At 55.2% G+C, this 24,824-nt stretch carries 19 protein-coding genes; 12 read left to right on the top strand and 7 right to left on the bottom strand.

Translation table 11 applies throughout. From position 1 onward, the window contains the following. Nucleotides 1-212: 212 nt before the first annotated feature. On the bottom strand, nt 213-545 hold the full coding sequence (locus tag ACDK93_RS01385) for a chemotaxis protein CheB (protein ID WP_458070800.1): 333 nt from the start codon (nt 543-545) through the stop codon (nt 213-215). Between the two features lie 43 nt (nt 546-588). Between ACDK93_RS01385 and ACDK93_RS01380 the strand changes: the two genes are divergently transcribed. Further along, nucleotides 589-1,026 carry a sensor histidine kinase gene (locus tag ACDK93_RS01380; RefSeq protein WP_458070799.1) on the top strand — a complete coding sequence of 146 codons (438 nt, stop codon included), beginning with the start codon at nt 589-591 and terminating at the stop codon, nt 1,024-1,026. Between the two features lie 100 nt (nt 1,027-1,126). Next, entirely contained in the window at nt 1,127-2,965 is a 1,839-nt protein-coding gene (locus tag ACDK93_RS01375; RefSeq protein WP_458070798.1) for a putative bifunctional diguanylate cyclase/phosphodiesterase, read from the top strand. Between the two features lie 394 nt (nt 2,966-3,359). Here ACDK93_RS01375 and ACDK93_RS01370 read toward each other — a convergent pair whose 3' ends face one another. Together ACDK93_RS01370 and ACDK93_RS01365 are read right to left on the bottom strand one after the other, a co-directional pair. Continuing rightward, complete coding sequence (locus tag ACDK93_RS01370; protein WP_458070797.1) at nt 3,360-5,507, bottom strand: ATP-dependent nuclease; 2,148 nt, start codon at nt 5,505-5,507, stop codon at nt 3,360-3,362. Beyond that, entirely contained in the window at nt 5,473-7,230 is a 1,758-nt protein-coding gene (locus ACDK93_RS01365) for a reverse transcriptase family protein (protein ID WP_458070796.1), read from the bottom strand. The genes ACDK93_RS01370 and ACDK93_RS01365 overlap by 35 nt, the downstream gene beginning before the upstream one ends. Before the next feature lie 282 nt (nt 7,231-7,512). Here ACDK93_RS01365 and ACDK93_RS01360 point away from each other — a divergent pair, with 282 nt between their 5' ends. Continuing rightward, nucleotides 7,513-8,073, top strand: coding sequence for a hypothetical protein (locus ACDK93_RS01360; protein WP_458070795.1), 561 nt, complete (start codon nt 7,513-7,515; stop codon nt 8,071-8,073). A gap of 434 nt (nt 8,074-8,507) precedes the next feature. Here the strand turns inward: ACDK93_RS01360 and ACDK93_RS01355 are convergent, their stop codons facing one another. Both ACDK93_RS01355 and ACDK93_RS01350 read right to left on the bottom strand, forming a co-directional pair. Continuing rightward, nucleotides 8,508-9,389 carry a hypothetical protein gene (locus ACDK93_RS01355; RefSeq protein WP_458070794.1) on the bottom strand — a complete coding sequence of 294 codons (882 nt, stop codon included), beginning with the start codon at nt 9,387-9,389 and terminating at the stop codon, nt 8,508-8,510. Next, a complete protein-coding gene (locus tag ACDK93_RS01350; protein ID WP_458070792.1) occupies nt 9,386-10,657 on the bottom strand; it encodes an AAA family ATPase in 1,272 nt (423 codons plus the stop codon). Before ACDK93_RS01350 ends, ACDK93_RS01355 begins: the two co-directional genes overlap by 4 nt. Nucleotides 10,658-10,788: 131 nt before the next feature. Here ACDK93_RS01350 and ACDK93_RS01345 point away from each other — a divergent pair, with 131 nt between their 5' ends. The 4 genes from ACDK93_RS01345 (at nt 10,789) to ACDK93_RS01330 (ending at nt 18,362) form a co-directional block, all read left to right on the top strand. Further along, nucleotides 10,789-11,106 carry a transposase gene (locus tag ACDK93_RS01345; protein WP_458070791.1) on the top strand — a complete coding sequence of 106 codons (318 nt, stop codon included), beginning with the start codon at nt 10,789-10,791 and terminating at the stop codon, nt 11,104-11,106. Between the two features lie 467 nt (nt 11,107-11,573). Next, complete coding sequence (locus ACDK93_RS01340) at nt 11,574-12,083, top strand: hypothetical protein (RefSeq protein ID WP_458070790.1); 510 nt, start codon at nt 11,574-11,576, stop codon at nt 12,081-12,083. 16 nt (nt 12,084-12,099) lie between these two features. Continuing rightward, the gene (locus tag ACDK93_RS01335; protein ID WP_458070789.1) at nt 12,100-12,801 is read left to right on the top strand and encodes a hypothetical protein; all 702 of its coding nucleotides are present in this window, start codon (nt 12,100-12,102) and stop codon (nt 12,799-12,801) included. A gap of 296 nt (nt 12,802-13,097) precedes the next feature. Further along, the gene (locus ACDK93_RS01330) at nt 13,098-18,362 is read left to right on the top strand and encodes a hypothetical protein (protein WP_458070788.1); all 5,265 of its coding nucleotides are present in this window, start codon (nt 13,098-13,100) and stop codon (nt 18,360-18,362) included. Between the two features lie 92 nt (nt 18,363-18,454). On the opposite strand, the gene ACDK93_RS01325 is transcribed toward ACDK93_RS01330, so the two are convergent. Further along, on the bottom strand, nt 18,455-19,225 hold the full coding sequence (locus tag ACDK93_RS01325) for a hypothetical protein (RefSeq protein WP_458070787.1): 771 nt from the start codon (nt 19,223-19,225) through the stop codon (nt 18,455-18,457). A 470-nt stretch (nt 19,226-19,695) separates the two neighbouring features. On the opposite strand from ACDK93_RS01325, the gene ACDK93_RS01320 reads away from it, so the two are divergent. The 3 genes from ACDK93_RS01320 (at nt 19,696) to ACDK93_RS01310 (ending at nt 21,755) form a co-directional block, all read left to right on the top strand. Continuing rightward, nucleotides 19,696-20,004, top strand: a complete 309-nt coding sequence (locus ACDK93_RS01320) for a hypothetical protein (RefSeq protein WP_179480831.1) — start codon at nt 19,696-19,698, stop codon at nt 20,002-20,004. Nucleotides 20,005-20,142: 138 nt separating this feature from the next. Then, nucleotides 20,143-21,105, top strand: a complete 963-nt coding sequence (locus ACDK93_RS01315) for a DUF932 domain-containing protein (protein WP_458070786.1) — start codon at nt 20,143-20,145, stop codon at nt 21,103-21,105. Nucleotides 21,106-21,272: 167 nt separating this feature from the next. Further along, complete coding sequence (locus ACDK93_RS01310) at nt 21,273-21,755, top strand: JAB domain-containing protein (RefSeq protein WP_458070785.1); 483 nt, start codon at nt 21,273-21,275, stop codon at nt 21,753-21,755. A 197-nt stretch (nt 21,756-21,952) separates the two neighbouring features. Here the strand turns inward: ACDK93_RS01310 and ACDK93_RS01305 are convergent, their stop codons facing one another. Further along, a complete protein-coding gene (locus tag ACDK93_RS01305) occupies nt 21,953-22,231 on the bottom strand; it encodes a helix-turn-helix transcriptional regulator (RefSeq protein WP_458070784.1) in 279 nt (92 codons plus the stop codon). Between the two features lie 411 nt (nt 22,232-22,642). On the opposite strand from ACDK93_RS01305, the gene ACDK93_RS01300 reads away from it, so the two are divergent. Together ACDK93_RS01300 and ACDK93_RS01295 are read left to right on the top strand one after the other, a co-directional pair. Then, nucleotides 22,643-23,119: a hypothetical protein gene (locus ACDK93_RS01300; protein ID WP_458070783.1), complete on the top strand. Its 477-nt coding sequence runs from the start codon at nt 22,643-22,645 to the stop codon at nt 23,117-23,119. Between the two features lie 40 nt (nt 23,120-23,159). Then, nucleotides 23,160-24,431: a hypothetical protein gene (locus ACDK93_RS01295; protein ID WP_458070782.1), complete on the top strand. Its 1,272-nt coding sequence runs from the start codon at nt 23,160-23,162 to the stop codon at nt 24,429-24,431. Nucleotides 24,432-24,824 lie beyond the last annotated feature (393 nt).

The following is a 24,824-nucleotide window of genomic DNA, read 5'->3' as shown; positions in this document are numbered from 1 at the left end:
CGCCAAGGCAGACTTCCACGCAAGACGCGACGCAAGTGCAGCCAATCCGTGCCGACTCAGCCGTTTCGCGATCTACGGACGGAAAGAAATAGCCTGCAGTGTCGGGGTATCGCCTCACCCCTTCCGGGGTGGGAAGATCCCTGGATCGAGCGGTCTGCCATTTTGAGTCGCGCATAAACATCCGAATCGTCAAGCAAGATTAGTGCCGATGCTTACGCAAACGTAGGCAGAAGAATTGAGGATTCGCCGCGGGGCGCGAGTGATGCACTTTGAGTTTTTTTATTCAAACTCATCCGACCATCGGCAGCAAGGATCAGGTGATGATCCAGTGGCGCCAAATAGATGTGCCCACCTTTCAGCGATTCGCCCGAATAAGAATAAGAAACTGGCATCGCAACCTCGCTGTCGAGCAGGCCAGCGGCCAGTCCGGGACCAGTGGCTGAAGTGTGCAGAACAACCAGCACCGCCGCTCGAAAGTCGGCAGACATGGAGAGAAAAAGCTGTAATAGAGCATGAAGACCACCCATTGATGCGGCGATCTGCAAAATTCTTCGGACAGCTGTAGAGATGTGCCGTCCAGCAATGGAAATGAGAAATCAACAAATGTCCTTAGAACTCCCACCCGTACCATTACCGTTTCAAGGGGATGAAGTGCGGCTAACGCAGGCCTTCAGCAACTTGCTCGACAATGCATCGAAGTACAGTCCTGTGGGTGGGCGCATCGCATTGATTTATTCAAACGTCAATGGCGCCATGGTCGTTGCAGTATCAGACAATGTCATAGGCATGTCGGCGAAAGCTTGGGCGCACGTTTTCGATTTATTTGTCCTAGACCCACGCGGCTTGGAGCATTCCAACGGTGGCTTCGGTATAGGACTCGCCGTGGTGCGTGAGCTGATTAACGCGCACGGGGGTCACGTCTCAGCAAGTAGCAAAGGAATTGATTCAGGTAGCGAATTCTCCGTTACTCTTCCTAGTAAGAAGCTAGCTGACCTTGCGCATACCTGGAATATCCTTTGCGGATAGGCCAAGAATTTCAGTGCAAATAAAGTCTGGTTGTCGTGTGGCACTCGCTAAAGTGCCGGCAGGCTCCTCCTACAGCGTTCAGTTTGATGGGAGTTAGTCCATGAACAAAGATTCCGGTGTACTCACAGGTGGTTCTGCCACTGCGTCCAACGACTTGTCTTCGCAGAGGCACAGTTTCGCCACGTCTACGGAAGTAACGCATGAGGCATATCTGGTGCCTGGGTTCGATTCGGTGGCGCGCATGCTATGTGCGACATTAAAAGTTCCCTTGGTGGCGCTAGTTCTCATCGAAGGCGGAACGTTCTTCTTCGCACCGGACAGTTCGACGATTCCTGCCGTTTCAGGTCAACTGCAGGCTTTTCTTCGCATCGCTATCGCTGGCGATTCTTCGCACACGGAACTGGATGTGCACGGGCGCGCTGCCGTTGAGACAAACGTTGCGTCCGCACCGGTGCGTTTTTTCGCCAGCGTGCCCGTTCAAGCCCTAACCCATCGGCATGTCGCCGCCTTGTGTGTGTTCGACTTTTACCCGCGCGCAACAATGAGCGAAACGGACAGAGCCATGCTCGCCGATGCCGCCAGCCTGGCGGGCGCTGCCGTTGTGCTTCGAAGCTATGTTAGACGTGTAAACCCAGTAACGCAGCTCCCGCACCGCTACGCTTTCTTTGAGGATCTTCGTATACGCGTCGAAGCTGGCGCTAGCAGTCTTGCCATAGTGGCCATCGACGTCGCGCCCGTCGCCCGGTTCAACGCTTTTTTGCGTGCCATGGGTCACCAGTATGCGGATGCCCTTATCCGGCTGGTAGCTACGCGTATCCAGCAGTGGATGACCCCAAACATGTGCCTATACCAGGTGAGCGTGGCACGATTCGCGTTGTTGCTTCCGGATACACAGGCGTTTGCAGACTCCGCATCCTTGGACCGCTTGGTGGGAGAGTTGCGCAAACCCTTCGACTGTCAAGGCATTCCGCTCACCATACAGCCCGGCGTAGGCCTACTTGATATGCCAGCGAGCAAAATCACGACTGGCGACCCCCTGCGGTTAGTGATGAGCGCTTCTTATGCTGCCCAGCGAAGCGTGCGCGGCTGGAGCCACTACGAACAGTCGGAAGATGAGCTACACCAGCAGGAGTTCTTCCTGCTTACCGAACTCTCTGCAGCACTAAACAATCCCGCAAGCGGGGCAGCCAACGAGCTGGACCTCCACTACCAACCGCGAGTGGACTTACACAGCGGCCAATGCACCGGGGTCGAAGCCTTGGCGCGATGGCGTCACCCGATTTTGGGTTGGATCTCTCCAGCACGCTTCGTGCCGCTAGTTGAGAAGGCTGGCCTAATGAGGAGCCTGACCGATTGGGTCTTACAACGCAGCCTGAAACAGTTGGCGTTTTGGCTGAGCGAAGGACTGGATATACGGTTGTCAATAAATGTCTCAAGCACCGATTTTGAGGCGGACCTAGTGCCACGGCTACTGTTGGCGGCCGAACAGGTCGATGTGCCGCTAGACCGTATCGAGCTGGAGTTCACTGAGGACACCTTCGTGCATAACAGCGAGGCAGTCCGGCAGCGTCTTTCCCAATTGAGTGAGCTGGGCGTGAGCATTGCCATTGATGATTTCGGCACCGGTTATAGCAACCTAGCCTACATGCGCGAACTTCCTGCGGGCACGCTTAAGATTGACCGGTCATTTGTTGCTTCCATCGACAGGAGTGCGGACGACGAGATGATCGTGCGCTGCATCGCAGGCATGGCGCGTGCGCTTGGTTTCCGCGTGGTTGTAGAGGGCGTGGAGACGGCCAGTATCTATAGGATGGTCAGGGACATGGGCTGCGACGAAATGCAGGGCTATTTTATCTCGCGCCCTATGCCGAGTAGTGAGTTCACATCTTGGCTGACGGGATTCAAGGTCAACGGCATTCCTGATGACCCGGCGCCTTAATGGATGTTTTCCAGCACTCGGTAGAAGTAGCAAAATAAACCGAGCAATTACGTCTTTTTTACTTTCTACAAGAAGACTGAGCTGAAGACCTTGCGCTAAATCTAAAACTGCGTTTTGGCAGGCTTAGGTAAAGTAACGTTGTCTATGACGGTCTCGAACAAACCTCGCAAATTCATGGCCCGCATTAATCGGCTAAGAGCGAAGGCGTGCGCTCCCGTCATAACTACCGTCATACTCTTAAGGCTTGCCAATGATGCTTATAAGACACAGCGCAGGCCGACCTTGTATCAGTTTTCGCATAGCGAGAACGACTGTCAGAAATCGACCCATTGCACACGCTTGCGAACGTAGGCTTCAGGACATGCTGACCGTTTCAGGTAGCTTAAGCGTTAACTCAGGCATCCCGAAAAAGCTCCTCGAATATTTCTTCGAGCTCGGTTCGCCGTCCTTTCGCCAAACTTCGGCATAAAGCCTGTGCAGTAGCGCGATCAACGACAAGAGCAGCAGCGCGCAGTGCACAGTCGGGCTTAGGTCCGGTCCGATTGGCAAGAACGGGGTAATAGTCCTCAATTGCCCCACGCGAAAGAACGCAGATTCCGCGGCTTCGAAGTTCATCTAGAAGATCCACCAGGGCACTGCGCGCGTCACTGTCTCTAAGACATGCCTGCAGGCGGCCCACATCAGCCCCCCAAACGAATAGTTCATCAAGCAGACGGAGCTGTTCGACAGTGGCGGCGCCAGCGCGGGCCTGAATTTCCTTCAGAGTCGTTCGTGCGAGCTCCCACTTTTGCTTCCACGTCTCCTTACGTACGTGATCCTTGATTTGCTCTCCATTTGGCTCAGGGCGAATGCCAAGAGAAATCACCCGAGCATCAATGGATTGAATGGCGACTCCCCTTAAAGCAGCAGCGGTAGCGCCGCCGTTCAAGTGTTGAAAGCCGTCAAACAGCGTATCGAGATCGGCAACTATTTTGACTTCGATGCCGAACGCCTCAAAAAAAGCGCGGTACTTAGCAAAGTTTCCCTTTCCCGAAACGCGAACCATGGCGATATTTCTAGCGTGAAAATCCCACTGGTCGTCCAGCTTCCTTGCGACATGATCGCAGAAGAAATCGTCTGATTCGCCTTCGAACAAGACAACACGTCGGCTAAAAAATGCCGCATCCGCATTTTCAAACCTCGCTAACCTAAAGGTCTCGGCTTGCGGCTCATTTAAATCAATGGCAATTGGAAAAAGTTCGCCTACGGGCTCTGGATTGGCGTTCCTCTTGGCGACGCGAACGAAGCTCGCCGTTACGCCCGGGGCAAAGAACAATGGGGAGTGCGTGGAGACTGCAACCTGATGTGTTTCTGAAATGCGCGCTAACGTGTTGAAGAGTATGCGTTGAGACCTTGGGTGTAGGTAAAGCTCCGGCTCTTCAAAGAGAAATAGCAAAGGCCGCTCCTCTGCAGCATTGGCCTCATCCTGAGGTCCTTGAGACGAATGTTGAACATATGCTTGTAGAAGGCAGAAGGTAAGCATCCGTTTGATGCCATCTCCTTTGTTGTCGACCAAGTCCTTCGAGCCGTCGTCAATGAAAATTTGTGCCGAGTTAAGAATCGTTTTCAGCTGCGGTGGTGGAACGTGAAGCTGGACTTTTACCTCCGGAAAGTTTTCGCGGAGCAATGACTCCACCATCGACTCTAACGACCTGACCTTGGCATGCCGTTGGTCAGCCTCTTCGTCGTCCCCGCCGGTCCGATTGAAAAGGGTGTTGAGGGACGCCAGCGCCGTATGAATCTGATGCAAATCCGGTTCCATATCGTCCATCAACAGTCCGAGCAAACGACCGAACGATGTCGACTGGCTCGTCTTCATGTCATCGGCGAGGTTCTTGACAGCCGGGATATAGATGGGCTCGGGCAGGAGCGTGGTAATCGACGAACCAATGCCTGAGCGCAGCGGAGCTTCGCGCGTTTCCATCTCAGCATCAGGCAACATTTTTATGTGAGCCGCCAGGCAATCTCTAGCCGCACCCATGCTCCAGTTTTCAGGGTGGTTGCCGACATCTCGATATGCAGCAGCGAACGCGTCGCGCAGTGCCACTCCTCTCCGACCGCCGATGGCAGCAATAATGCCTTCAGAAGAAAATCGCGCGTCTCGGGCAACTTTAATGGTTTCAAGCACCTCTACGCGTTCGTTTGGCGGATACCGCACAATGAGGTTCAAGCACCCTTCGACAACCAAGTCTGCAATTTTGCCTCGGTGCTCTTCGGCCAGTCTCAACAAGTGAAGTTCGGTGATATCTGTGAAGGTAAGTCGGAAGACTATGGGATGCGCTGCATCGTAGTGGAGGCCAATTGGCAGCTGTGTTGGCCGGTTGAGTGCATGAACGATGGCCTGAAGAACCGTCGACTTGCCAGCGTTGTTTTCGCCGATGAGGCAAGCAAATTTCTTCAGTTCAAACGACGCATTCTTTAGTCCCTTGAAGTTCGAGATGTCGATGCGCTCAAGTCTCATCGGGTACTCACAATACTGCAGGGATAAGATTAGATCGATCATCCAAGCTGCCCGCATTGAAGGGCTTTCTGCGGGAATAATAACGACCAGTATCAACATCGTGAATGAGCGAGAACCGATCGCGCAGTCGTTCAAAGTGTCCCACTGCAACGCCAGACGAGCTCAACTCTCCTGGAGTACATTCGCGCTCTTTCACGTACGTTCCGAGAACTCCGAGCATGAAGTCGGGTAAGGAAATGGCGGCGAACGATTTGCCGACAAAGGCCACTTCGGGCATAACGGCCGGACGCGAGATATTTGCGGCTTTCCTCACGGCGTAGAGGGACGCCATGGCATTTTCGACGTCTGCCTTCATGATGAACGGTGCGGCTTCAATGAAGAGCTTGAGTGCTCCATGGTCAGCTCGTCCGCAAATATTGGCGAAGCCCCATCGGAAAATGCGAAGGTACGCTTCAGCCTTCGCTTGGTTTGACTCGCCCGCCAATTCAGCAATGCCGACTAAAACTCGCATAGGTATGCCCGGCAAACGTTCAATGAACTTTGCCCTCAAGTGAGCATGAGCGTCGGCGTAATGGAGACCTTGCCTGGCGATATCGCCTTTTTTTCCCGGAGCAAAGGAGTCGGCCAAGTACGCGTCCCGTGTTTCCTGCACCGCTACATCGACCGGCTTTTCATCCTGATAGAGCACAAATCCTACGGCGATGAAACGCTTCGTTTTTGTCTCAATGATGGTTTCATCTACAGCTACAAAGTAGTTACGCCGTTCCTTGCCGTAGTCGCTGCCGACACTTGGCGACATATCGTCTCGGGCCTGGAGCTGCTCCCACTTTTTCCGAAAATCGAAGGCTGTACCCTTTTCGATGTGGGACACGTAGCGCACCATGCCGTCGAGATAGTTCACGCCATGGCCCATCTTCTTCCCACATTTGAGAAGGTGGTCTTGGATCGAATGTTTTTCGCTGTAGTAGAGAGCCTGTCGAAGCTTTCTCTTCATCTTCTTTGGCACATGAGGCCGCATGGGGTCTTGGATGCTTAAGCCGGTGACGAAGTGCGCTTGACCGCGTTTAGTCAAACGATGTTTCTTTTCAGCTATGGAGAAACCCTCCGCCTCCAAGGCGCTTGCCACTTGAACAAGAGTGGGCACGGTATCGCCTGAAAAGGACAGGTCGTCTGCATAACGCGTGTACGTCGCACCCGCCTCATTGGCTAGGCTCAAGAGGCGTACATCCAGAGATCGACATGCCAGATTGGCGACTAGCGGGCTGGCACTAAGACCGGGTACAAGCGCACCGTTGAAGCACAGAACGCGACTTAGCAGCTGAGCGCATTCGAGCTTGAGGTCAATGGAAAGAAAAACATCCGCAACGCGCCCTTGCACGATGGATGGAAAAAAATCGGCTATATCCACCCGCAAGAGCAGCTCGTTTCCCTTGTGGCGGTCCGCATTCTCCAAGGTCGAGCGTTTCCGAACGAAACCATAGCAACATTCCGGGGGGAAGGAAGGGTCCCGATGCGATGCGTAAGCCGACAGACGGCGGCTGATCGTTTTATGGACCTGGCGTAGCTCTTCTGTGGCAGGCTCAAACACGATGCGCGACCGGCTCTGTTGGTGCCGGCTGCGTTTTGGGATCAAGTGGCGCCGATAATACGGAGTTATTTCAGCGGATGCTAAAGCGGCAAGCAAATTGCTGTCGACACCCAGAGCCACAGCGAGGTGATCCACCGTCTGGCAGGCGCTCAGATCGACAACGAAGGGCTTTTGCATAAGAGAGGCGGCCGGGACCAGGACAAGAGACCAGTACCTTAAGGGCGGGTGCGACTCGCACCCTAAACCATGGCGGCGGCCGCCTATTGCAATGATAACGCGTCCCCGGCGGGCAGCGGGCTTTTTTCCTCGGGCTTTCACAACAGCATTTGCGCATCCAGTATTTAGCCGGCCCAGAACGGGTACGCTCCTTGCAATTATGGCGCTGCGCCTCTACCACCGCTCATGATCAAGGATGTATAACCGGATTCATGGGTCCGTCTATTAGGTAATTAAGTGCCAATGCCATTCAATCATTCATCGCCGTACGCACAGCTCACTTCTCAGCAGCAAGCCTGTATAGGTCGATTTGTTACCGAGTGGGCCAACTCAGAGTTCTACCTCGGTGTTCTGCTCGGACGGTTGCTCGGCACGCCGTCGTACCTCGCAAGAACATATACGGATTTTCTTGGCGTATCGCAAATGCAGCAAGCGATAATTCAGGCTCTAGAAATACATCATCACCGTTACGTCGACCGGCTAGTTCAGGCCCCTCTTGCAAAGGAAATAGTTGGGCTCAACCGACAGATTGATAAGCTACGATCCCTACGCAACAAGTTCGCACACTACTGCTGGATGCGTAACACCGATGAAGAGATGTTTGGAACTCCTCTTTCAGGTGCGAGTCCTGCCACGAAAAGAGGCTCTCGTTCACATATCAAGATCAAGGTCAGTGAGATTGACCGCGAACATGGTGAGCTCTTCGCCATCAACTCGCGCCTAGAAGAAATCGTGGGGGCCATTCCAGAGGTTCCAGAGGAGGCCTACAGCGCAACTTTCAGACAGGCAAAAGTTGGCTCTTAGCAATTCATTCAAGCCGACGCCGCTTCTTGGCGCGGCCTAATTCTGACGTTAGGCCCCACGTTGATACCAACTGCAGGTGAAAGAAAAAGTAATTGTCTTAATACTTGGTTGGCTTTTGGGCCTATTGGCCCCCGCAACAGTTGAGGCAATCAAAGACCGTCGTGATGCGGAGCGCGGTCGTAAGGCCATTCGTACTTAACTAGAAGAGCTTAGCAGAGTCCTTTTGGTCGCTACGTTTCAGGCGAGGGAAACTCCGCCAGCAGATTTTGACCTTGGCGCAACGGCACAAGCGCTACGGCGTCGGCACCGGGGCCGTCGTGGGCACCTGAAGTTCATGCGACCGTATGTTTTCATTGCGCAGTTCCATGCGATCTGATTTGTATATTTGCCAGGCTTCAATCATCAATCCGGTCAATATTATTCGAAGTGACAAGTTAAGAACTCGTATCGATGTAGGCTGCTGCAAGTTCAAATAACGCTCGCGCTTCCGCTCGATCTCTGCTGTGCAGCTCCACGTACGAGCGTGCGCAGTTGGAATGTGAGGCCTTGGCGGATTTAAATCCATTTACGATCTGACGTGCCGCGTTTATCGAACCAGGTTCGCCAGAGAGCACTTCAAGCTGTGGATATAGTGCCGTAATAACTATTGCGCGCTCGCCGATCAAATTCTCGCGTCGAATGGCGTCGTCAAGTTCGAAGAAAGCGATAGTAGTAATCGCGCGATGCCGCTCATGGCCACGCGCAGCCACCGGCTGTGGTGAAACGCCGTAGAACCGAATCAACATCTCTGGATCGGCGTCGAAATTGCCGATAGGGTAAATAAGCAAAGGCCTTTCAGAAGACAGCTTGCGCGGATTTTGGCCATTAAAATGGTAGTTGCCCACAATCGGAAAACAGTCACTTTTCAACGCAGAGTTGCAAGGTTTACACGCTGCGCTGTAGTTGAACACGTGATATGGCAACCGATGGTATCCCGGCGCATCTTTACCGGGCGGCGTAACTGAGACGCCTTGATCCTCTAAAGCTGCAGGCACCTTCCATGCTCGGACGCTGCTCTTCGGACGGAAGTGTTCGACGTCATGTTCCGCCTTTCCGTGCACCTCCGCCTCAAGCTTGCGTTCGCAATAAATACATTTAGAACCGCCCTGCAATCGCATGTATACGACCTTGACCTCTGACCAGATCGGGCTGGTTTCGAAATACATGCCTGCCTTCACGAACTGTTTTGATCGTTTTTTCGCACGCTCTAGCCATCCGGGCGCCTCAGCCTCGATCCGGCGCTTCAGCTCAGCCTCGGTAATTCGGTAGGCGATCACGAATTTGATTCCATGCCCTTAGTCAATTGCTCGAGTAGTTGCTTCGCCGCCTCAGTGTCACCTTTTCGCGCTCGCAAACTCAATTCTTTAATCCTCCGTTTCGATCCTTCCGCACGAGTGCTTACCAAGCCAAAGAATTCTGTTAATAAAACTTGATCAGCATCGAGTCCATGCACGGCATCAGGAATGCGAGTAAGCCTGCTCGCCTGACCAGTGGCGGGTTTCATTGTGATGATGTTCATCCACTCGAGCGACCCCACGATTAACGGACTGTGCGAGGTCACAATGAACTGAATATTTGGGAGTGCCCTCGCCAACGTCGGCAGGACACTCATCTGCCACTTAGGGTGCAGGTGCAGATCGATCTCGTCGACCATCACTATCCCTCGGTTGTCGGTCAAGCTCTTATCCGGCGGACATGACATGCAGATGTGATAAAGCAGATCTCCAATCCAACCTAGAAATGCGCGATATCCATCGGAGAGGGCGGGAAATGGCACAAATAAGCCGCCACGCTGGAAAAGGTATTCACCCCCCTCAAGTTTGCCGGTAAATTGGTAATGGCCCCTGCCGGTGAGCTCATTCAATAAATCGATGACTTGAGCTGAACGCTTTCTATTTCGTAAGCTGTAAGCAGGTAGCCAACTACTTAACGGCACCAGTGAGTAAGACTCCTCAAACAGTCCTTGAATCCTTTGCGCTCGAACGAACGTGCGACTTTTGCGCTGCCCCGGATCAAAGCGTTCCTTTTGTTCGACGCGACGCGATGCACCGTAGCCTACAAAAAATAGTGCGTCAGACTCTGATTTGTATATCGGGTGCCAAGTCTTGTCATCCCAATGGGCCCATTCCAGCTCTTCGAGATCAATCCGACGCCTTACACGTACGTCGGACTCAAGATGCAAAATATCGGAAGAGACGCGATCTTGTTCGTGTGGTGTGAAAGTGGCCTTGATGACTGCTTCTATAGGTTCATGATTAGCCTTGGAGCCAGAGCGAAGTTTCGAACTCTTGTCGTTAGGTTCTTGCCTGACCAGACGATATGGATAAATGCCGGCACGACCAACCGCAGGGCCCAGGCAAGCCAATGCTATCGCCTTCAAGAGCGTTGTCTTACCGAGCCCATTATTGCCTAGCAACAGATTGACGTTGTTGATTCGAGGCTTCGGCAGATCGAGCCGCGTAAAATCTTGGTTCGGATGTAAGAAATCGACGCTAGCCTTACGAAAGCTACGGAAGTGCTGCAAGTGAATTTGGTCGATATACATGCCTGTCCTAGCGTCTAAGCCTTTGGCGTGAGTTACCTCAGGGTTGGTGTCTAGAAGCTTAACCTCTCCGCATAGAGGCTGTAGTGGTCTAATGCCCCAAAATATCCGTTTAGGCGAAAAAGCTCGCCATAGTGACGTTTCTGACGCAGCAACGTCGTACATTTTCTCCCAAGTTCAAAGTCAGCGAGGCGTTCTGGGTTCTCGACCAAGGCTATAGCCACATGAATGCCCGCTGCTCGGTCCGCGTGGCCGAGTCGCCGTTGCGCCGCTGGATACAGCAGTTGGGCGAGGAACGTCAGGGGCTTATGCGGCGCAATCCGGCAATGACCACGGACCAAAGGCGTATCCAAGAACTCGAGGCGCGTATCGAACGCCTCGAACGCGAAAAAACCATTTTAAAAAAGGCTATCGCGCTCTTGATGTCGGAAGGAGTCGAACGTACGCGATGATTGATCAGCGAGACCAGAACGAGCCGATGGCGCTGGTTTATGCGCTATTCGGCGTGGCGCGTTATTGCCGGCAGCCGGGCTGGCCACGGCCGCGTTCGAACCTCACGCCGGTCACATCACCGGTGTCGTTGGAATCTTTTTAAGGCGGCGGATCCCAAGGCTCTCGCGGCGTGGTATCGCCAGTCCCTGCAATGCCCGTAGCCGCGCCACGAGTTTAACCCTCACCGTAACGGCAGCTTTCTTCCTGTGAAAGTCACTCAGCGACTGTCCGAAAGTCACCGGTCGGCGACGGTTTCCAATGGTCGCTGATCCACCCAAAGCCGACATTCAAGGTGTGTCAACGCGCAGCGTTGTCCGTGGTCGGTGCACCGGCTGTCGCCATGGCGCGCTAAGCGCATCGGGCAGCGGTACGATTACAGTGACTTATCGTCCCCGCCCTCATCGATCACATGACCCAAGACCCGCCGATGGATACGAAGCTCACCGACGAGCTAACTTTTATCTATGAGCAAGTCATGTGGTTGGCGCACAAGCCCAACGTGACACCGAGCATGGCGCGGGCTTGGTATACGCATGTGTGCGCCGGTCGGGTAAAGATGCGGATCCGTTCTTTCACTGGATCCGTGTCAGCAGCCGCGGCCGCCGATCCAACGCAAACGCTGCGACTCGAGCACTTTCTGCGAATTCAAACCCGCCTCACGCAGCTCGTCAAAGCACACATCAAGGAAGGAAATACGGATCCCGCCGATTTCATTCGCTTACTGGTTGAATGCGAGCGCGTCCACATCGTCACGTTTCAGGAAAATTATGACGCCCTGAAGGCGAAGGGCGACTATCTCGCCGCAGGCATCACCCTTGTCCCGTGGCAGTCACTCCCTGTCGACCACCAGGCAAAGCTGTGGGTGAAGATGTTGCGAGGCCGCGTTTCAAACGCGCGAGCGTTTCAGCCGCAGCCATCCGCCATCTCGGTCGCTTGATCGGTCTGGAGTTCAAATGGACGACATCACAATCGCTGACACGTGGCCGGATCGCTCCGCATCTCCGTTAACGGTTCCGTGGCCTGATCAGGGAAATCCTGGCGCAGTTCGTAACCTCACACGCGCGGCTGAGTGGCTGGACCTGATACGCGCGTGCAATCTGCACGGAGCGGTGCCACTGATTGTGGTGGCGAGGTTCGATCTCGCCCAGAAGCTGTATGCCTACGGCTGGCTGGAAGACGGTTTCGTCAAAGCGGGAGAACTCGCTGCCGTCGTCGCCTTAGAACTTGGATTGCTCGACCGTTATGGTGGGCGGATCGCAGTCCCAAAAGTGAAGAAACGAAATGAAGGCCCGGCAAAGGCCAAAGGCAAACCGCGCCCTCCAATGCTGCACGATCTACTCCGCCACATGGTTGAAAATGAAGGTTTGACAGACAGCTTGCTCCCCTCTGCAAGGCTCTATGGCCCAGTGGTCAGTCGCTTGTATATGAGTGAAGAGGAACGCGAGGCGCGCATGGGAACCTTCATCGAGCCACCGACAACGTTGGTCGGCATCCGAAACGGTCTGGCGCACGGTGATCCTTACGATGGCCTGCCATGGGGCGGCTTGCTCGAACTTGTACGAGATCTCATCGAATACGCTTACCGGCACATGACTGCGGAAGCGCTTGATCATTTGCGTGCAACGGGTCGAACGCATCATGTGACCGGCCGATGATGACCAGTTCACCGGTCAGTCTGATCAGCGACAGACCCACGTCGACCGTCCGTAACGGACCCTTCTTGGACGTTGGCTGATACGCGACAAGACTGGCAGCTTTTGGCCGGTCACTGACCATTGGTTCGAGGGCGCAGACTGGTCGGTTGGCTGAACTTTCCGATGGTCGCTGACCGACCCATAGCGGTCATTCATCGGGGGCTGTTCGGACAGTTCGAGAAGAGGCCAGGAATCGGATAAAGTCACCCTTCGTGCTGGCCCACTGTGACGTTACCGTCTCGAGCAAAATCGTTTTCATGACAAGCCCCTATGCAAGTGGTGGCGGTGGCTCCCAATTTGAGACCACGGTTGTTTCCTACTATCTCGCGGCGCTCCTTTGCGAGCTACCGGTACGCGGCTTGCTGGGAAACGTTATCACCAGTGTCAGCACTCAACGTGGGGATTGGGGTGCACCTCTCGATGACATTGTATTGGCAGGCACCACTGATGATGGCGTCGCTACCGCGCTTCATCTGCAGATTAAGAACAAGGTTTCGTTTACTGCTGGTGATGAGAACTGGATCGATATTCTTCAGCGCGCTTGGAATACATTCATCGCCTATGATTTTGATCGCATTCATATGCGGTTCGGTGTCGGTATCGGCCGTTATAACGCTCGTGCCGATGACCACTATCAATCCGTGCTGTCCTGGGCACGCTATAGCGACAGCGCAAAAGACTTCTTTCTGCGTATCGAGAAGAAGGATTTCTCCAGTGAAGCGAAGGTCGCGTTTGTGCAAACCATCCGCGATGCGCTCACCGCGCATGCCGGACGGGCCCTCACCTATGACGAGCTCTGGGAATTCCTGAAATGTCTGCTCATCATTCATTTTGACTTTCAAACCGCCGAGGTCTCGCGCGACGCTGAGGCGGTACGCGATCGTCTGCGTGCGTTGTTCACGGATGATCCGGAAAGCCGTGCAGGGCAGCTCTGGGATCATCTCATTGCTCAAGCCGGTCGCCTCATTCCGCTTGCCGGCAGCCTCGATCGCGTTACGCTCCGACAACAGATGCGCACTGACGGGTTCGTATTGGCCGAACCGTCGGCCACGCGGCGGCGAGCGCTTCTCGCGATTGGTCAGGAATCCCAGCGGGCCTTGGCCGAGATCAAGGCGGATATTGCGGGCCTTCGCTTGCACCGTCACGCAGCCAGCAATGCGTTGCGGAGCGCGCTCGACGCCGCTCGCTTCATTCAGCTCATTGGTGAGCCCGGCACCGGGAAATCGGCGCTGCTCAGGGAGTTTGCTGAGGAAAGCGCGCGTCTCGGCCCGATCTTCGTGCTCAAGGACGCGCGCATCCAGCCGAGGGGCTGGGCGGCCCTTGCCAATGTGCTGGGTATTCGATCCGACTGCGCCGAGGTACTGACCGATCTCGCGGGCTCAGGTGAACCGATTCTGTTCATCGATGGAATTGACAAAATCGTCGATCCGGCTGTGCAGATCACCGTCAACGACATCTTGCGCACTATCGCGACCACGCCCCATCTTTCCGATTGGAAGGTCGTGGTGACGGTGCGTGAACAGAATCTCCGGCATCTCGAAACCTGGATCGATAGCGCGGTACTCAATGCGCTACCTCTAGCCAGCGTCACGGTGGCGCCACTGGAACTCGATGAACGGAATACGGTAAGCGCCTATTTTCCGCGGCTACGGCCGCTTCTGGCGCAAGAATCAATCGACGTTATCCTGCATCGTCCTTTCTTTCTCAATGCGCTTCTCACGCTCGGCGCACAAGGCACGAGCGACGCGGCGCTGCCGGCGACGGAAGCCGCCCTGATGAAATTGTGGTGGTCGTTTGGTGGCACCGACCAAACCGGCTTCGCACTCGCCCAGGAGCAGCGCGAAACCTTGATCGCACTCGGCGAACGGTTTGCACAGTCCCCAGGCTCCGCCATCAGATTGGGCGGACTTTCGGTGAACGCAATCGAGCGGCTCGCTACCGCCGGTGTGCTCAGAAATGTTGAGCTGGGTCATAGCGTGGTGTTCGCCCACGACATTTTCGAAGAATGGACGCTGTGCGAAACCCTGATTCGCCATCGCTCGAGCGTCGTGTCTTTTGTGCGAGATTCCGAAGAAGCCCAGATTCTTATCCGGCCCGTGCAATTGCTAGGAACCTATTTGCTTGAGACCGAGATGACGCCCCTAGCTTGGGAACGTCTTATCGCGGAAACCGCCGCGCCTGAGCTTCGTTCCGTGTGGCAACGTGCTGTATTGCTCTCCTGTCTGCAGTCAACACGTACTACGGCGTTACTGAACGCCCTAACGCCCTATCTTGTGGCAGAAGACGCGCAAGCACTGCAAAAACTTATGCTCGCCTTACGAACGATCGAGGTCGTACCAAACGGACAGTTCCTCAACGAGTCAGAGACGCCGCATATCGACCCCGCAGACAGGTCCAAATATGCAAATCTTACGGCCAAGCCGCGCATTACGGTATGGATACGCTTTCTCGACTGGCTCATGCAACACATCACAAGCCTGCCACGAACGGTCATTCCAGATCTTCTACCGATCTTCTCTAGCTGGCAGGATCTGTTTGCAGGACAGAACGTCCGGCATTGCCGTGAAATAGGCACCCTCGCTTGCGATTGGCTTGCGGAGGTCGAGCGTGATCTTCATCCCGACAGTTTTTCAGATCGCCGTGATCCGCTCGGTCTCTCTTTGTCCTATGAAGATGATCAGAAGCTCCAAAAATCTCTGCGCGCGATCTTCCTGGGATCGGCAGCTGAGAACCCAGACGTGGTCAAGGCTTATCTAGCAGACAAGACACAAACCGATAACAGCCGGCGTATTTACCGCGATGCCATCATGGAAAGCGCGTTGCCGTTGGCGCGACATCTGCCGACCGCACTAGTTAACTTCATGCTGGCGGCGTTTCTAGATCATCCAAAAGACGACAAAGACGATCACTTCTACAGCAATGCGCGTTTCTTGATCGATAACCTCGGCATCGCGTCAGACCGGCATTTCTATCCGGCGTCGCCCGTTCAATTACCCTTTTTACTGTTACTACAGTTACACGAAAGCGAGGGGCTACGTCTCATCCACGCTTTCTGCAACCACGCCATCACTGTGTGGCGTTGGAGTCGCACCCATCCCGCACACTACGCTCCTGCAACCCCTCTTCCTGTGATCGTGTCGTGGGACGGCAATCCCCGCGAATTCTGGGGCGATCATCAAGTCTATCTCTGGTTCCGTGGGATGTGGGGAAGCGATGCGGTGCGCTGCGCGCTCATGGCACTAGAGTGGTGGGCACTCCAGCAACTGGATTCCGGCGCACTGTTCGCCGATGTCTTGAACAAGGTGATGGACAGAAACGAGTCTGTTGCCGTGTTGGGATTGGCCGTGAGTCTGTGTCTCGCATTTCCGCAAGCCTCAATCGCGCAATCCGCATCGCTCCTTACTTGCTCGCATCTTTGGGGCTGGGATATCGCGCGTTGGATGGGCGATCGGCATCCGGTCAATCAAATGGGGAATTGGTATAGGTACCGACATGAGCTAACAGCAAACAAGGAGTTGAACGAACGACCGCATCGGCAACACGATATCCGAGAGTTACTACCTTATCTGATCTTCGCCGGTGACGACGACCTCCGAGAGCGGGTTCTCACTGGTATATCTGCGTTCCCGCAACATCTTCCTTTTGAATATGAAGAAGAGCAGAAGAACAGCAATCGCGTCACCGAACTAACCGAGAAGATGGCGGTGTTTGCCGAACGCGGCGTTCTCGACAACTGGCAGGTACAGCAGGCGCGCGATGGAGATGGATATGTCATTTGGTGTGATGCGCCGTCAACCCACACGCAACGCTTCAAGGAGCAGTCTGGAGATCACGCGCGGTTAAGCGAGTACTTTGCTCTCGCCCTGTGGGCGAACGAAGCGCTTGAGAAAGGTGTGGTCGATCCGAAGATCACGTTGTCCGATGCTTGGCACCGGGTTCAAGCTATCGACAAGGACAACGCCTTCGATCTGACGGAGGACTTTCATGAACAACAACGAGCCGTGGCGATCGCCGGGGTCGCGTTCGTTCTGGCGCGCTATACCGATGATGATGCAGCTTTCGCCTGGTCGGTCGAGATGCTTCATCGCGCCGCCACAGCGCCCGAGATGCAGCGCGACTTCCTACTCCGTAGCTCTGTTCTTGCCATGCACCCGAAGGTGTTTGCGGTGCATGGTTATTCCGGGCTTCTCGCGCGCGACCGCCTTGTACCGAATGCACAGGCTGCGTTGCTCCATGCGGCGCTGCACCCCCTTGAACACCTTGCCGCAGCCGTGTTCGTCAGCATGGTGAGTTACGCGGCCAAATATCAGACGTTCTGCTGGGTCTTGGTAGACCTCGTGATCGGGCGATCCATTACCGATCGCGACCATATCCCCAATCACTACAATGTCGTTCCGGACGCTCATGAGCATGCAGCGAACCAAAAGCTATTGCGCCGGGCAAAGCTGGCACTGGCGAGGAATGCTGTTCCCAAATTACCTGCGATTCCGATGCCGTGGATCAAGCAACCGCGCTTCTCCTGGACTGCGTTCAAGGATTGGGCTGGTGGCTTGCGGCGCCGGCCTGCCGCGCAGCGGGTGTCCCGTTACCGAGCATCGCCAGAAACTAACGGCTATCAGCGCAACCCACGCGTCTTTCTATGGCACGTTGCGGAAGCACTCATCCTCAAGGCGCCACTCGCCGCGTTGACGGGGAGTCCAGACGCAACCCAACGCGTCACCACATTCGCGTGCCAGCTGCGCGATTTTACAATCATGGAAGTATTGCCGCCGTTTGCGGATTCGCGCCGCGAAAATCGCAGCGACACACCGTTTGAATGGGTTTATGCCTGTTCGGCATGGCTCGGCAGAGTTCTGGCCGCCATTCCAGAATTGGAGGCCAAGGAGCGGCTTATCTCACCGATATTAGCGGCAGAAAACGAGACCGCACTGTTGCTGCTCCACACCGTCATGCACGATTTCATGTTGCGTGCGTTAGTGACACCGACAGAGATCACCGAAGCAGACTTGACGTTTTGGCGGCGTTTGGCGGATTGGGTGATCGCTAATCCGGAGGGGTCTAACCCGCTTTGCGAACATCTCGACCGCGAGTACACCGATTGCGTTCTCAGCCTTTTCTTTTGTGCGAATACGGGCTTCTCACCCCTGGCGTGCGCTATAGATCCAGGCTGGCGGCACCTTTCGCTGTTTCTATCCACCGTCGAGAAAGCCGTCGCCAAACTAGGCGCCAACTCGACAGTATTTACAGCTCTCACGACGCTCCTGAGCCTTGGCGGACGCGATTGGATGCCGGAGCCAGCGCTCGGCTGGATCGAAACAACAGTTGAGGTCCGCGCTGCCGATATCCCGTTCTGGCAAATCCATGGCGAGAATACAGTTGCATTGCTGAAGTCCGTTATTGCCGCTCACGAAGGCACCATAACGGAGGCGTTACGCCAACGGATCATTCGGCTCGCCGACAGGCTGGTGGACGAAGGGGTACGCGGCGCGGGATTTCTGCAGCAGGAACTGTTACGGCTGTAGCCATAGCATCGCTCATGGTACAGCCCCGCCCTCGGGCCGAATGGCCGCTCTTGGCCGGAACCGGCCCCCTGTCCTAGCCGAGATAGCAGCGGCTAATCACCGTGTCCAACCGCAGCCAATCCACCACCGCTCTGCTCTCGCACATCGCTCGCCTGAAGAAAGGCAAAGTCGATGGTCTGTTTCACGATGCGAACCGCGGCTTCGTAGGACATAACGCCAATACCAAAGAACAAGAAGATCAGAAACCCGCCAAGCACGCGTGACATAGCTTCTTGGCGTAATGCATCGGACACTTCCGTCGTAAACACCCAATGCAACGCAGCCCAAACTAGGCCAGCCCAACATATGCCTAGGATCCAGTTAATGCGGGTAATCCGCATGCTGGCTACGGAGTCCAGCGCCGCCATGCCAGACTGGAGCAAACTGATGGTGGCTTCATCCGGAGCGACGGATTTGATGTACGCCGCAAGGCTAGCGACATGTTGAGGCCGAACACTCAGCCGAGCAGACCGGCTCGGAAGAGGGAAAAGTACTGAGCCCATAGCCATCAGGCCAGCGACAACCCAGCCGTTCGACGCGTGAAGGTTCGCAGCCGGATTTCCGCCAGTCACCAACATGATGGCGACGAGGATGCACCACCAGACAGGAACAAGAAACAGCCCGAACCCAAAAGTTGCTAAGTGTTCCCGGATACCAATCAGGAGGAACCAAGGCACGTGCACAACGGCATCGATCATAGATTCGATCGATGCCCAGCGTGATTTGACTCGAGGTCCAATGACTAAGCGCTCAGCCGTTTTTATGATCGAAACTGTTTCCTCGAAGATCGACATCCCCTGCCCCGTTTTGGTTTCTTTGCGCATTGCGCAAGATCAGTGCGAGAGACCTTAGCATTCCCGACCTCACGCGTGAGCTCTGCTATCGCCTAACTCAGCCGTTTTCGACCGGCTCAAATGGATCGATTTCTGCCGGTCGTTGTCGACTGCGACCGAAGACAGTGGTTGCCAAACTGGCTATTGCCAGTGGTTCGTCTGTTGTAGGTAACCAGTTGCCTATATCGCTATTGGATCAGGTCGCTAGACCGCTATGGACCGATACACCAATCAAAATTATTTGAGATCTACATAACCCAAGGGAGAGCAACAAAGTGCTCTCGTGTATCAGCTGATTTCCTCATTTCAGCTATCAGACCCTTGGAGCGAATCGTGATCATCAACTATCCAATCCTAGAAAGCCTCGTGGCGTTCGCCATCGTTTTCTTTATCGGTTTCCTTTGCGGTAAAACTCATCGAGCCGCTGGTGAAGCACGACCTTCATCGGGGAATACAGCCCTATGACCACGTGTCCGAATTGCAACGCGGAAGCGTTTGCGGCGCTTAAGCATCACGTTCAGAAGACCGCCACAGCCACGGGCGGTGTGGCGGGTGCCATACGTGGTGTGTCATCGGCGTTGGCGGAATCGGCCCTTGCGGACGCGACTGTCGTTAACGGTCGTCGCCTCCACTTGATTGCCAACGCGATCATCGGCGGCCTTCGTGGCGGCGCGACCGGTTGTGCCGCCGGATCCCTCATCGGCGAAACGATAAAACAGTCCGTCACGGCCGTCTATCTCTGCAAGGAGTGCGGCCACTCGTTCGACTAGAGCTCTCGCCTACAGCGCGCTGACCGAATGGCCAGCCTAAACGGGGCGTCCGCCCTATCCCTTGTTTCCTCTTGATACGCATAGAGCCTGGCTTCGGCCGGGCTCTATGCGTATTTCTGTCTCTTTAGGAGTTCACTCATGCATTCCGTTCAATCTATGGCTTACGTCAACGAGGTCCCTTGGCATGGGCTGGGTCAATCGCTTGCACCTCATCAACCGCTCGAAGTCTGGGCTGAACAAGCCGGCATGCGCTGGTCCATCGAGGCTTCAGACGTCCTGTTCGACAGCGGCCTCGACGCGGACGTCAGCTCCACCTTCCCGGGCCAGAAAGTTCTCTACCGCTCTGACACCAAAGCACCCTTGGCCATCGTCTCCGATCGCTACCACGTGGTCCAGCCCTCGGAGATCCTGGAGTTCTACCGTGACCTCACGGAAATTGCGGGTTTTGAGTTAGAGACGGCCGGTGTTCTCAAAGAGGGCAGGAAGTTCTGGGCGCTCGCACGCACAGGCCAGAGCGCGATGTTAAAAGGTGGCGATCAGGTCAACGGCTATCTACTGCTCGCCACGGCATGCGACGGCTCGCTGGCCACTACTGCCCAATTCACATCGGTCAGGGTCGTTTGCCAGAACACCTTGTCCGTCGCTCTCAGCAGGGATGCCGGTGCGGTAAAGGTGCCGCATCGGACTCAGTTCGATGCAAAAGCGGTTAAGCAGCAGCTCGGTATCGCGATCGCATCGTGGGACGACTTTATGCAGCGCATGAAAGCCCTGTCCGAATGCAGGGTCAATGCAAAGACGGTGGAAGCGTTGCTGCAGCGAATACTGACGTACCCCACGACCAACGTCTCCGAAACACAAACCACGGCGGTTAATGAGCGGGCACTCAAGACCGTACAGGCGCTGTTCGAAGGGCGTGGTAAAGGCGCTTACATGAGGTCTGCGGCCAACACCGCGTGGGGCCTCGTCAATTCGGTGACGGAATACGTCGACCACCATCGCCGTGCACGCAGCGACGGCCACCGTCTCGACGCGGCCTGGTTTGGTCAAGGGGCTGAGCTTAAGAAGAAGGCGTGGGATGAAACGTTGATGTTGCTCAGCTAGAGACTTCGCGCTACGTCTGACTTAGGTTCGGCACGTTTTATCCGACCCACCCGCTAGGCCCATATCTAGCGGACCACTGCGATTTTAATCAAACACCCAAGCGCTCAAAGGCCCGGCTCATTGCCGGGCCTTTTTTGTTTGCCCGTCCATCACTCAGGAGCACCATTATGAAATGTGTTCGTTCAAACACTAGCGTCACCTACAACCTTGCCGCGGCGACCGAACAGGATGTTCTCGCCGCGGCGGAAGGCATTCTGATAGACAAACTGAGACGGCTGGGAGCCATCACCAATCCAAGCGATGCATCCGACTTCTTGCGCATGCGCCTTGGTGGTTTGTCGCATGAGGAGTTTCATGTTCTGTGGCTGGATAACCGACACCAGATTATCGACTGTCAAAAACTGTTTACGGGGACGATCGACGGCGCCAGCGTCTACCCGCGGGAAGTGGTGCGGGCAGCTTTGAGCGTCAACGCCTGCGCCGCCATTTTTGCTCACAACCATCCCAGCGGCGTGGCAGAGCCCAGCACGGCTGATCGCGTTATCACGGACGAGCTACGCGATGCACTGAAACTCATCGGGGTCCGACTTCTGGATCACATCGTTGTGGGTGCTGACTGCGTGAGCATGGCGGGGCGCGGGCTGATATGAGCTGCTGCTTCCGTGCTTCTGAGCCTTCCCTGCGCTACCTAAACTTCTACAAGTGCACCAACTGCAACACCGAATGGGAGGATGCCTGGGACGCAATGTGCGATGACGAGTGTCCGCAATGCGGCACGATCATGACGCCGTATCAGTCTGACGATTCGCCTTTGTAAGGACGAGCTTTTAGACGCCAAGCGCGGAGGCTAGCGGTTCGTTCGCCGAGAGGGCTTCGCAAGCTTCTTTAATCGTTGGTCCAATTCGACCGAAAAGGCCGGAAGCGACACGTCGTAGGCCTCGCAAAGGTCCAGCACCTGAAGTAAGTCCAAGCCTCGCTTGCCTTTCTCGATGTCTGACACATAGGTCTGAGGCCGGCCGATGGTTTCAGCCACTTCAGCCTGCGTGAGGTGGCGAAGCACCCTCAGCTCGCGCAGATAGTCAACAAGCACCGCATGCCGTTCGCTGTAGAGAGAAGTTCGCTTCATGACCGGACCTAGAGGGACGGTCAACGAAGCTATACCTGACTATGCGTTATATGTAATTCAGGATTTATACCTGTTTAATAGGTATTCTCGCGGGGACTTTAGTCCCTCACTTTCGCAGGGATGCCGCGAGCACTTGAAGGGGAATGTATCTATCGCCGTTCTAAGCCAAAGCACGCCGTCGGCGCGTTCACCTAATCGTGGGCGATCAGCAAAAGAGCGTCCAGTTAGGGATGGGGCGACGTCGCTAGGCGACTGGTCACCAGCCGTCCGCGGACGGTTGAGGAACTGCAACGAACTGAAACCCGTAAGAGAAGGGATTTACGCGCAAGTTCGTGGGCGAGCGAATCCCGACTTTCGTGTTGCTCGTCAAACCTTACCCACCGCAAACCAAGCCAATAAGGAAATTAAACCATGCGCCAATTTCATCTGACTTCGAGCCAAAAGAAATCAAACCTGTGGATTGGGGGACTCACCGCTGCGGACCTGTTAATCATTGCAGCCGTTTTAGGACAAGTCGCGGCCAACGAGGAGACCGCCGCCAACCTCATGCTGGCTGTCATCGGCCTGACGCTGGGCGTACTTGTCCGCAACTCGACCAAAAGGGGCTGGACCTATGCGATGGCTGACCAGTCGCCAACTGTTGCCATCAAATGGACCGCGAAGCGTCGACTCGGCGTGATCGGGCGTGCGCTGGCCATGCTCGTCGCCGGCGGCCTGATTATCAGCGGACTCGGTGGTCTGGCATCGGGAGATATCGCGCTATCGCTCTTCATGGCGCTCGCCGTGCTTGTGATTACAGCCGGCGGGATCGTGGCGGGACTGCGTTACGGCTGGAACGAAGCCCAAAGCAGTCTCGAGACAATCACCACAGCAAGAGCAACACCGTAAAGCGTTGCAAAACATTCATTCGGACTACAGGGGATTTCTCATGCGTAAAACAACGGTAGGGATTGCTTTATTCACGCTTGTCGGTGCATTGCTAACGGCGTGCGGCCAGGAGACCTTGGACTCGCGACAAATCGACAACAACGGCGGCTTGGCATACAAGCACGGCAGCACTGATCCGTTTACCGGTATCGTTGCGTTCAAAGACACGATTCCTTCCAATCTTCAGGACTATTGGACAGCGAACATCGCCACCGTTCCGGGTCACCCAGTGACTCAGGTCTTGTCAGGATGTGAACAGCACTACGTTAAAGGCTTACCCGATGGAGACGCCTGGTGCGAAGGTACCGGCGGTCGCAAGGCCTTCGTCCTCCACTATAAGGATGAGCAGTTCGATGGCCCGTCAACGCTGTACAACGCAGATACCGGTGAGTTGATCAAGGATCAATCATGGTCAGCGGGAAAGCTCGAAGGCACGGTTAAAACCTATACCTACGATGGAAAGCAGCTAATTGGTCGGGTTGACTGGAAGGACGGTCTAGCGGACGGCACCGTCCAGCAGTGGAACACCCGAGGCGAGGCGACCATCAACGCCATCTATAAGGCTGGTCAAATCGACTCTGGGACCTTCAGCACGGATGACGGGACATTCAAGTCAACGACCGAGTTCCGAGACGGTAAGCCCAACGGAGCATTTGTAAAGGTTCTCGAGCAGGGCGATCCTTTACAGAAAGGTGTATTCGCCGACGGCCAGCGCGAAGGAGAGTGGGACGATCAAAGCATAGGCGTTACGGAGACTTACAATCAGATACATACGAGTTGCTGGGACGCGAAGATTGACCTCGGTCACGCCCTAACCAGCCCCGCCCACATCGACTCACATTGGAAGCAAGGAAAGCTTGATGGCGAAGCTAAAGCCTGGGACGTAGATCGAAAACTGCTTTTTGACCTGCACTTCAGCGAAGGGTCTTTGGTCGGGACCAATCTTGTCGTAAACGACAGCGGAACGACGCAGACTTTTAACTTGAACGCCGGACACGTCGTATCTGAACCGGTGTCTGCGTCAAGCAGGGCGGTGCCTTCAGAAGGCCCTCAGGAATCCACTAAAGCCCAACCAGGCCGCGCCTCAAGCATTAGTTCGCCCGCGGATGCGTTGTCTGGGAGCGTGCAGATTCCAGGTACGGGAAACGCCTGTCTTGACGATTGGGAAGCCGCTTACCGCAAAGAGCGTGGTGACGACGCCGTTATCGCGTACGACCAGATTGACGAATGGACCGAAGACTGTAAGCAAGGAAAAACAGCGCCCAAGAACTAGATGCTTAAGAGCCTCACGTTGTCGCAATATCGGAACGGCTCGGGAGCTAAGGCAGTACCTAACGGTGGTTAGGAGAAAAAAAAGCGCACGATCACGTGCGCTTTTTTTTTGCCTCCATAACCTCATTCGAGCAGCACGCCATCGCATGTGCCTTTAATGACAGCTTTAGCGCTCGCCTTCGAGCTCGGTCTCAATAGCGCGGGCCTCATCCCGATTCGTATCACCCAGATGACCGCGCTCGACACATGACTTGACCGAGATTGCCGACGGGCTAACCATCCTACTGAAGGTCGCTTGTCGACCCTAAGCTGCCGGTCACGAAAACACGATGAGGCTCATTGTGGGACGATCCCAATCGGGGTTTGCGATGGACGCATAACCCGATGCAGGGTC

This window comes from Rhodanobacter sp. BL-MT-08, from assembly GCF_054161255.1.
Note: the sequence above shows the minus strand (reverse complement) of the source record. Positions and strands in the feature narration are given on the sequence as shown.

Coding starts and splice junctions, on each gene's coding strand:
- ACDK93_RS01310 (WP_458070785.1), top strand. CDS start 21,273: ATGAAATGTGTTCGTTCAAACACTAGCGTCACCTACAACCTTGCCGCG.
- ACDK93_RS01360 (WP_458070795.1), top strand. CDS start 7,513: ATGCCATTCAATCATTCATCGCCGTACGCACAGCTCACTTCTCAGCAG.
- ACDK93_RS01300 (WP_458070783.1), top strand. CDS start 22,643: ATGCGCCAATTTCATCTGACTTCGAGCCAAAAGAAATCAAACCTGTGG.
- ACDK93_RS01350 (WP_458070792.1), bottom strand. CDS start 10,657: ATGTATATCGACCAAATTCACTTGCAGCACTTCCGTAGCTTTCGTAAG.
- ACDK93_RS01375 (WP_458070798.1), top strand. CDS start 1,127: ATGAACAAAGATTCCGGTGTACTCACAGGTGGTTCTGCCACTGCGTCC.
- ACDK93_RS01365 (WP_458070796.1), bottom strand. CDS start 7,230: ATGCAAAAGCCCTTCGTTGTCGATCTGAGCGCCTGCCAGACGGTGGAT.
- ACDK93_RS01370 (WP_458070797.1), bottom strand. CDS start 5,507: ATGATCGATCTAATCTTATCCCTGCAGTATTGTGAGTACCCGATGAGA.
- ACDK93_RS01330 (WP_458070788.1), top strand. CDS start 13,098: ATGACAAGCCCCTATGCAAGTGGTGGCGGTGGCTCCCAATTTGAGACC.
- ACDK93_RS01380 (WP_458070799.1), top strand. CDS start 589: ATGAGAAATCAACAAATGTCCTTAGAACTCCCACCCGTACCATTACCG.
- ACDK93_RS01325 (WP_458070787.1), bottom strand. CDS start 19,225: ATGCGCAAAGAAACCAAAACGGGGCAGGGGATGTCGATCTTCGAGGAA.
- ACDK93_RS01335 (WP_458070789.1), top strand. CDS start 12,100: ATGGACGACATCACAATCGCTGACACGTGGCCGGATCGCTCCGCATCT.
- ACDK93_RS01305 (WP_458070784.1), bottom strand. CDS start 22,231: ATGAAGCGAACTTCTCTCTACAGCGAACGGCATGCGGTGCTTGTTGAC.
- ACDK93_RS01340 (WP_458070790.1), top strand. CDS start 11,574: ATGGATACGAAGCTCACCGACGAGCTAACTTTTATCTATGAGCAAGTC.
- ACDK93_RS01295 (WP_458070782.1), top strand. CDS start 23,160: ATGCGTAAAACAACGGTAGGGATTGCTTTATTCACGCTTGTCGGTGCA.
- ACDK93_RS01315 (WP_458070786.1), top strand. CDS start 20,143: ATGCATTCCGTTCAATCTATGGCTTACGTCAACGAGGTCCCTTGGCAT.
- ACDK93_RS01320 (WP_179480831.1), top strand. CDS start 19,696: ATGACCACGTGTCCGAATTGCAACGCGGAAGCGTTTGCGGCGCTTAAG.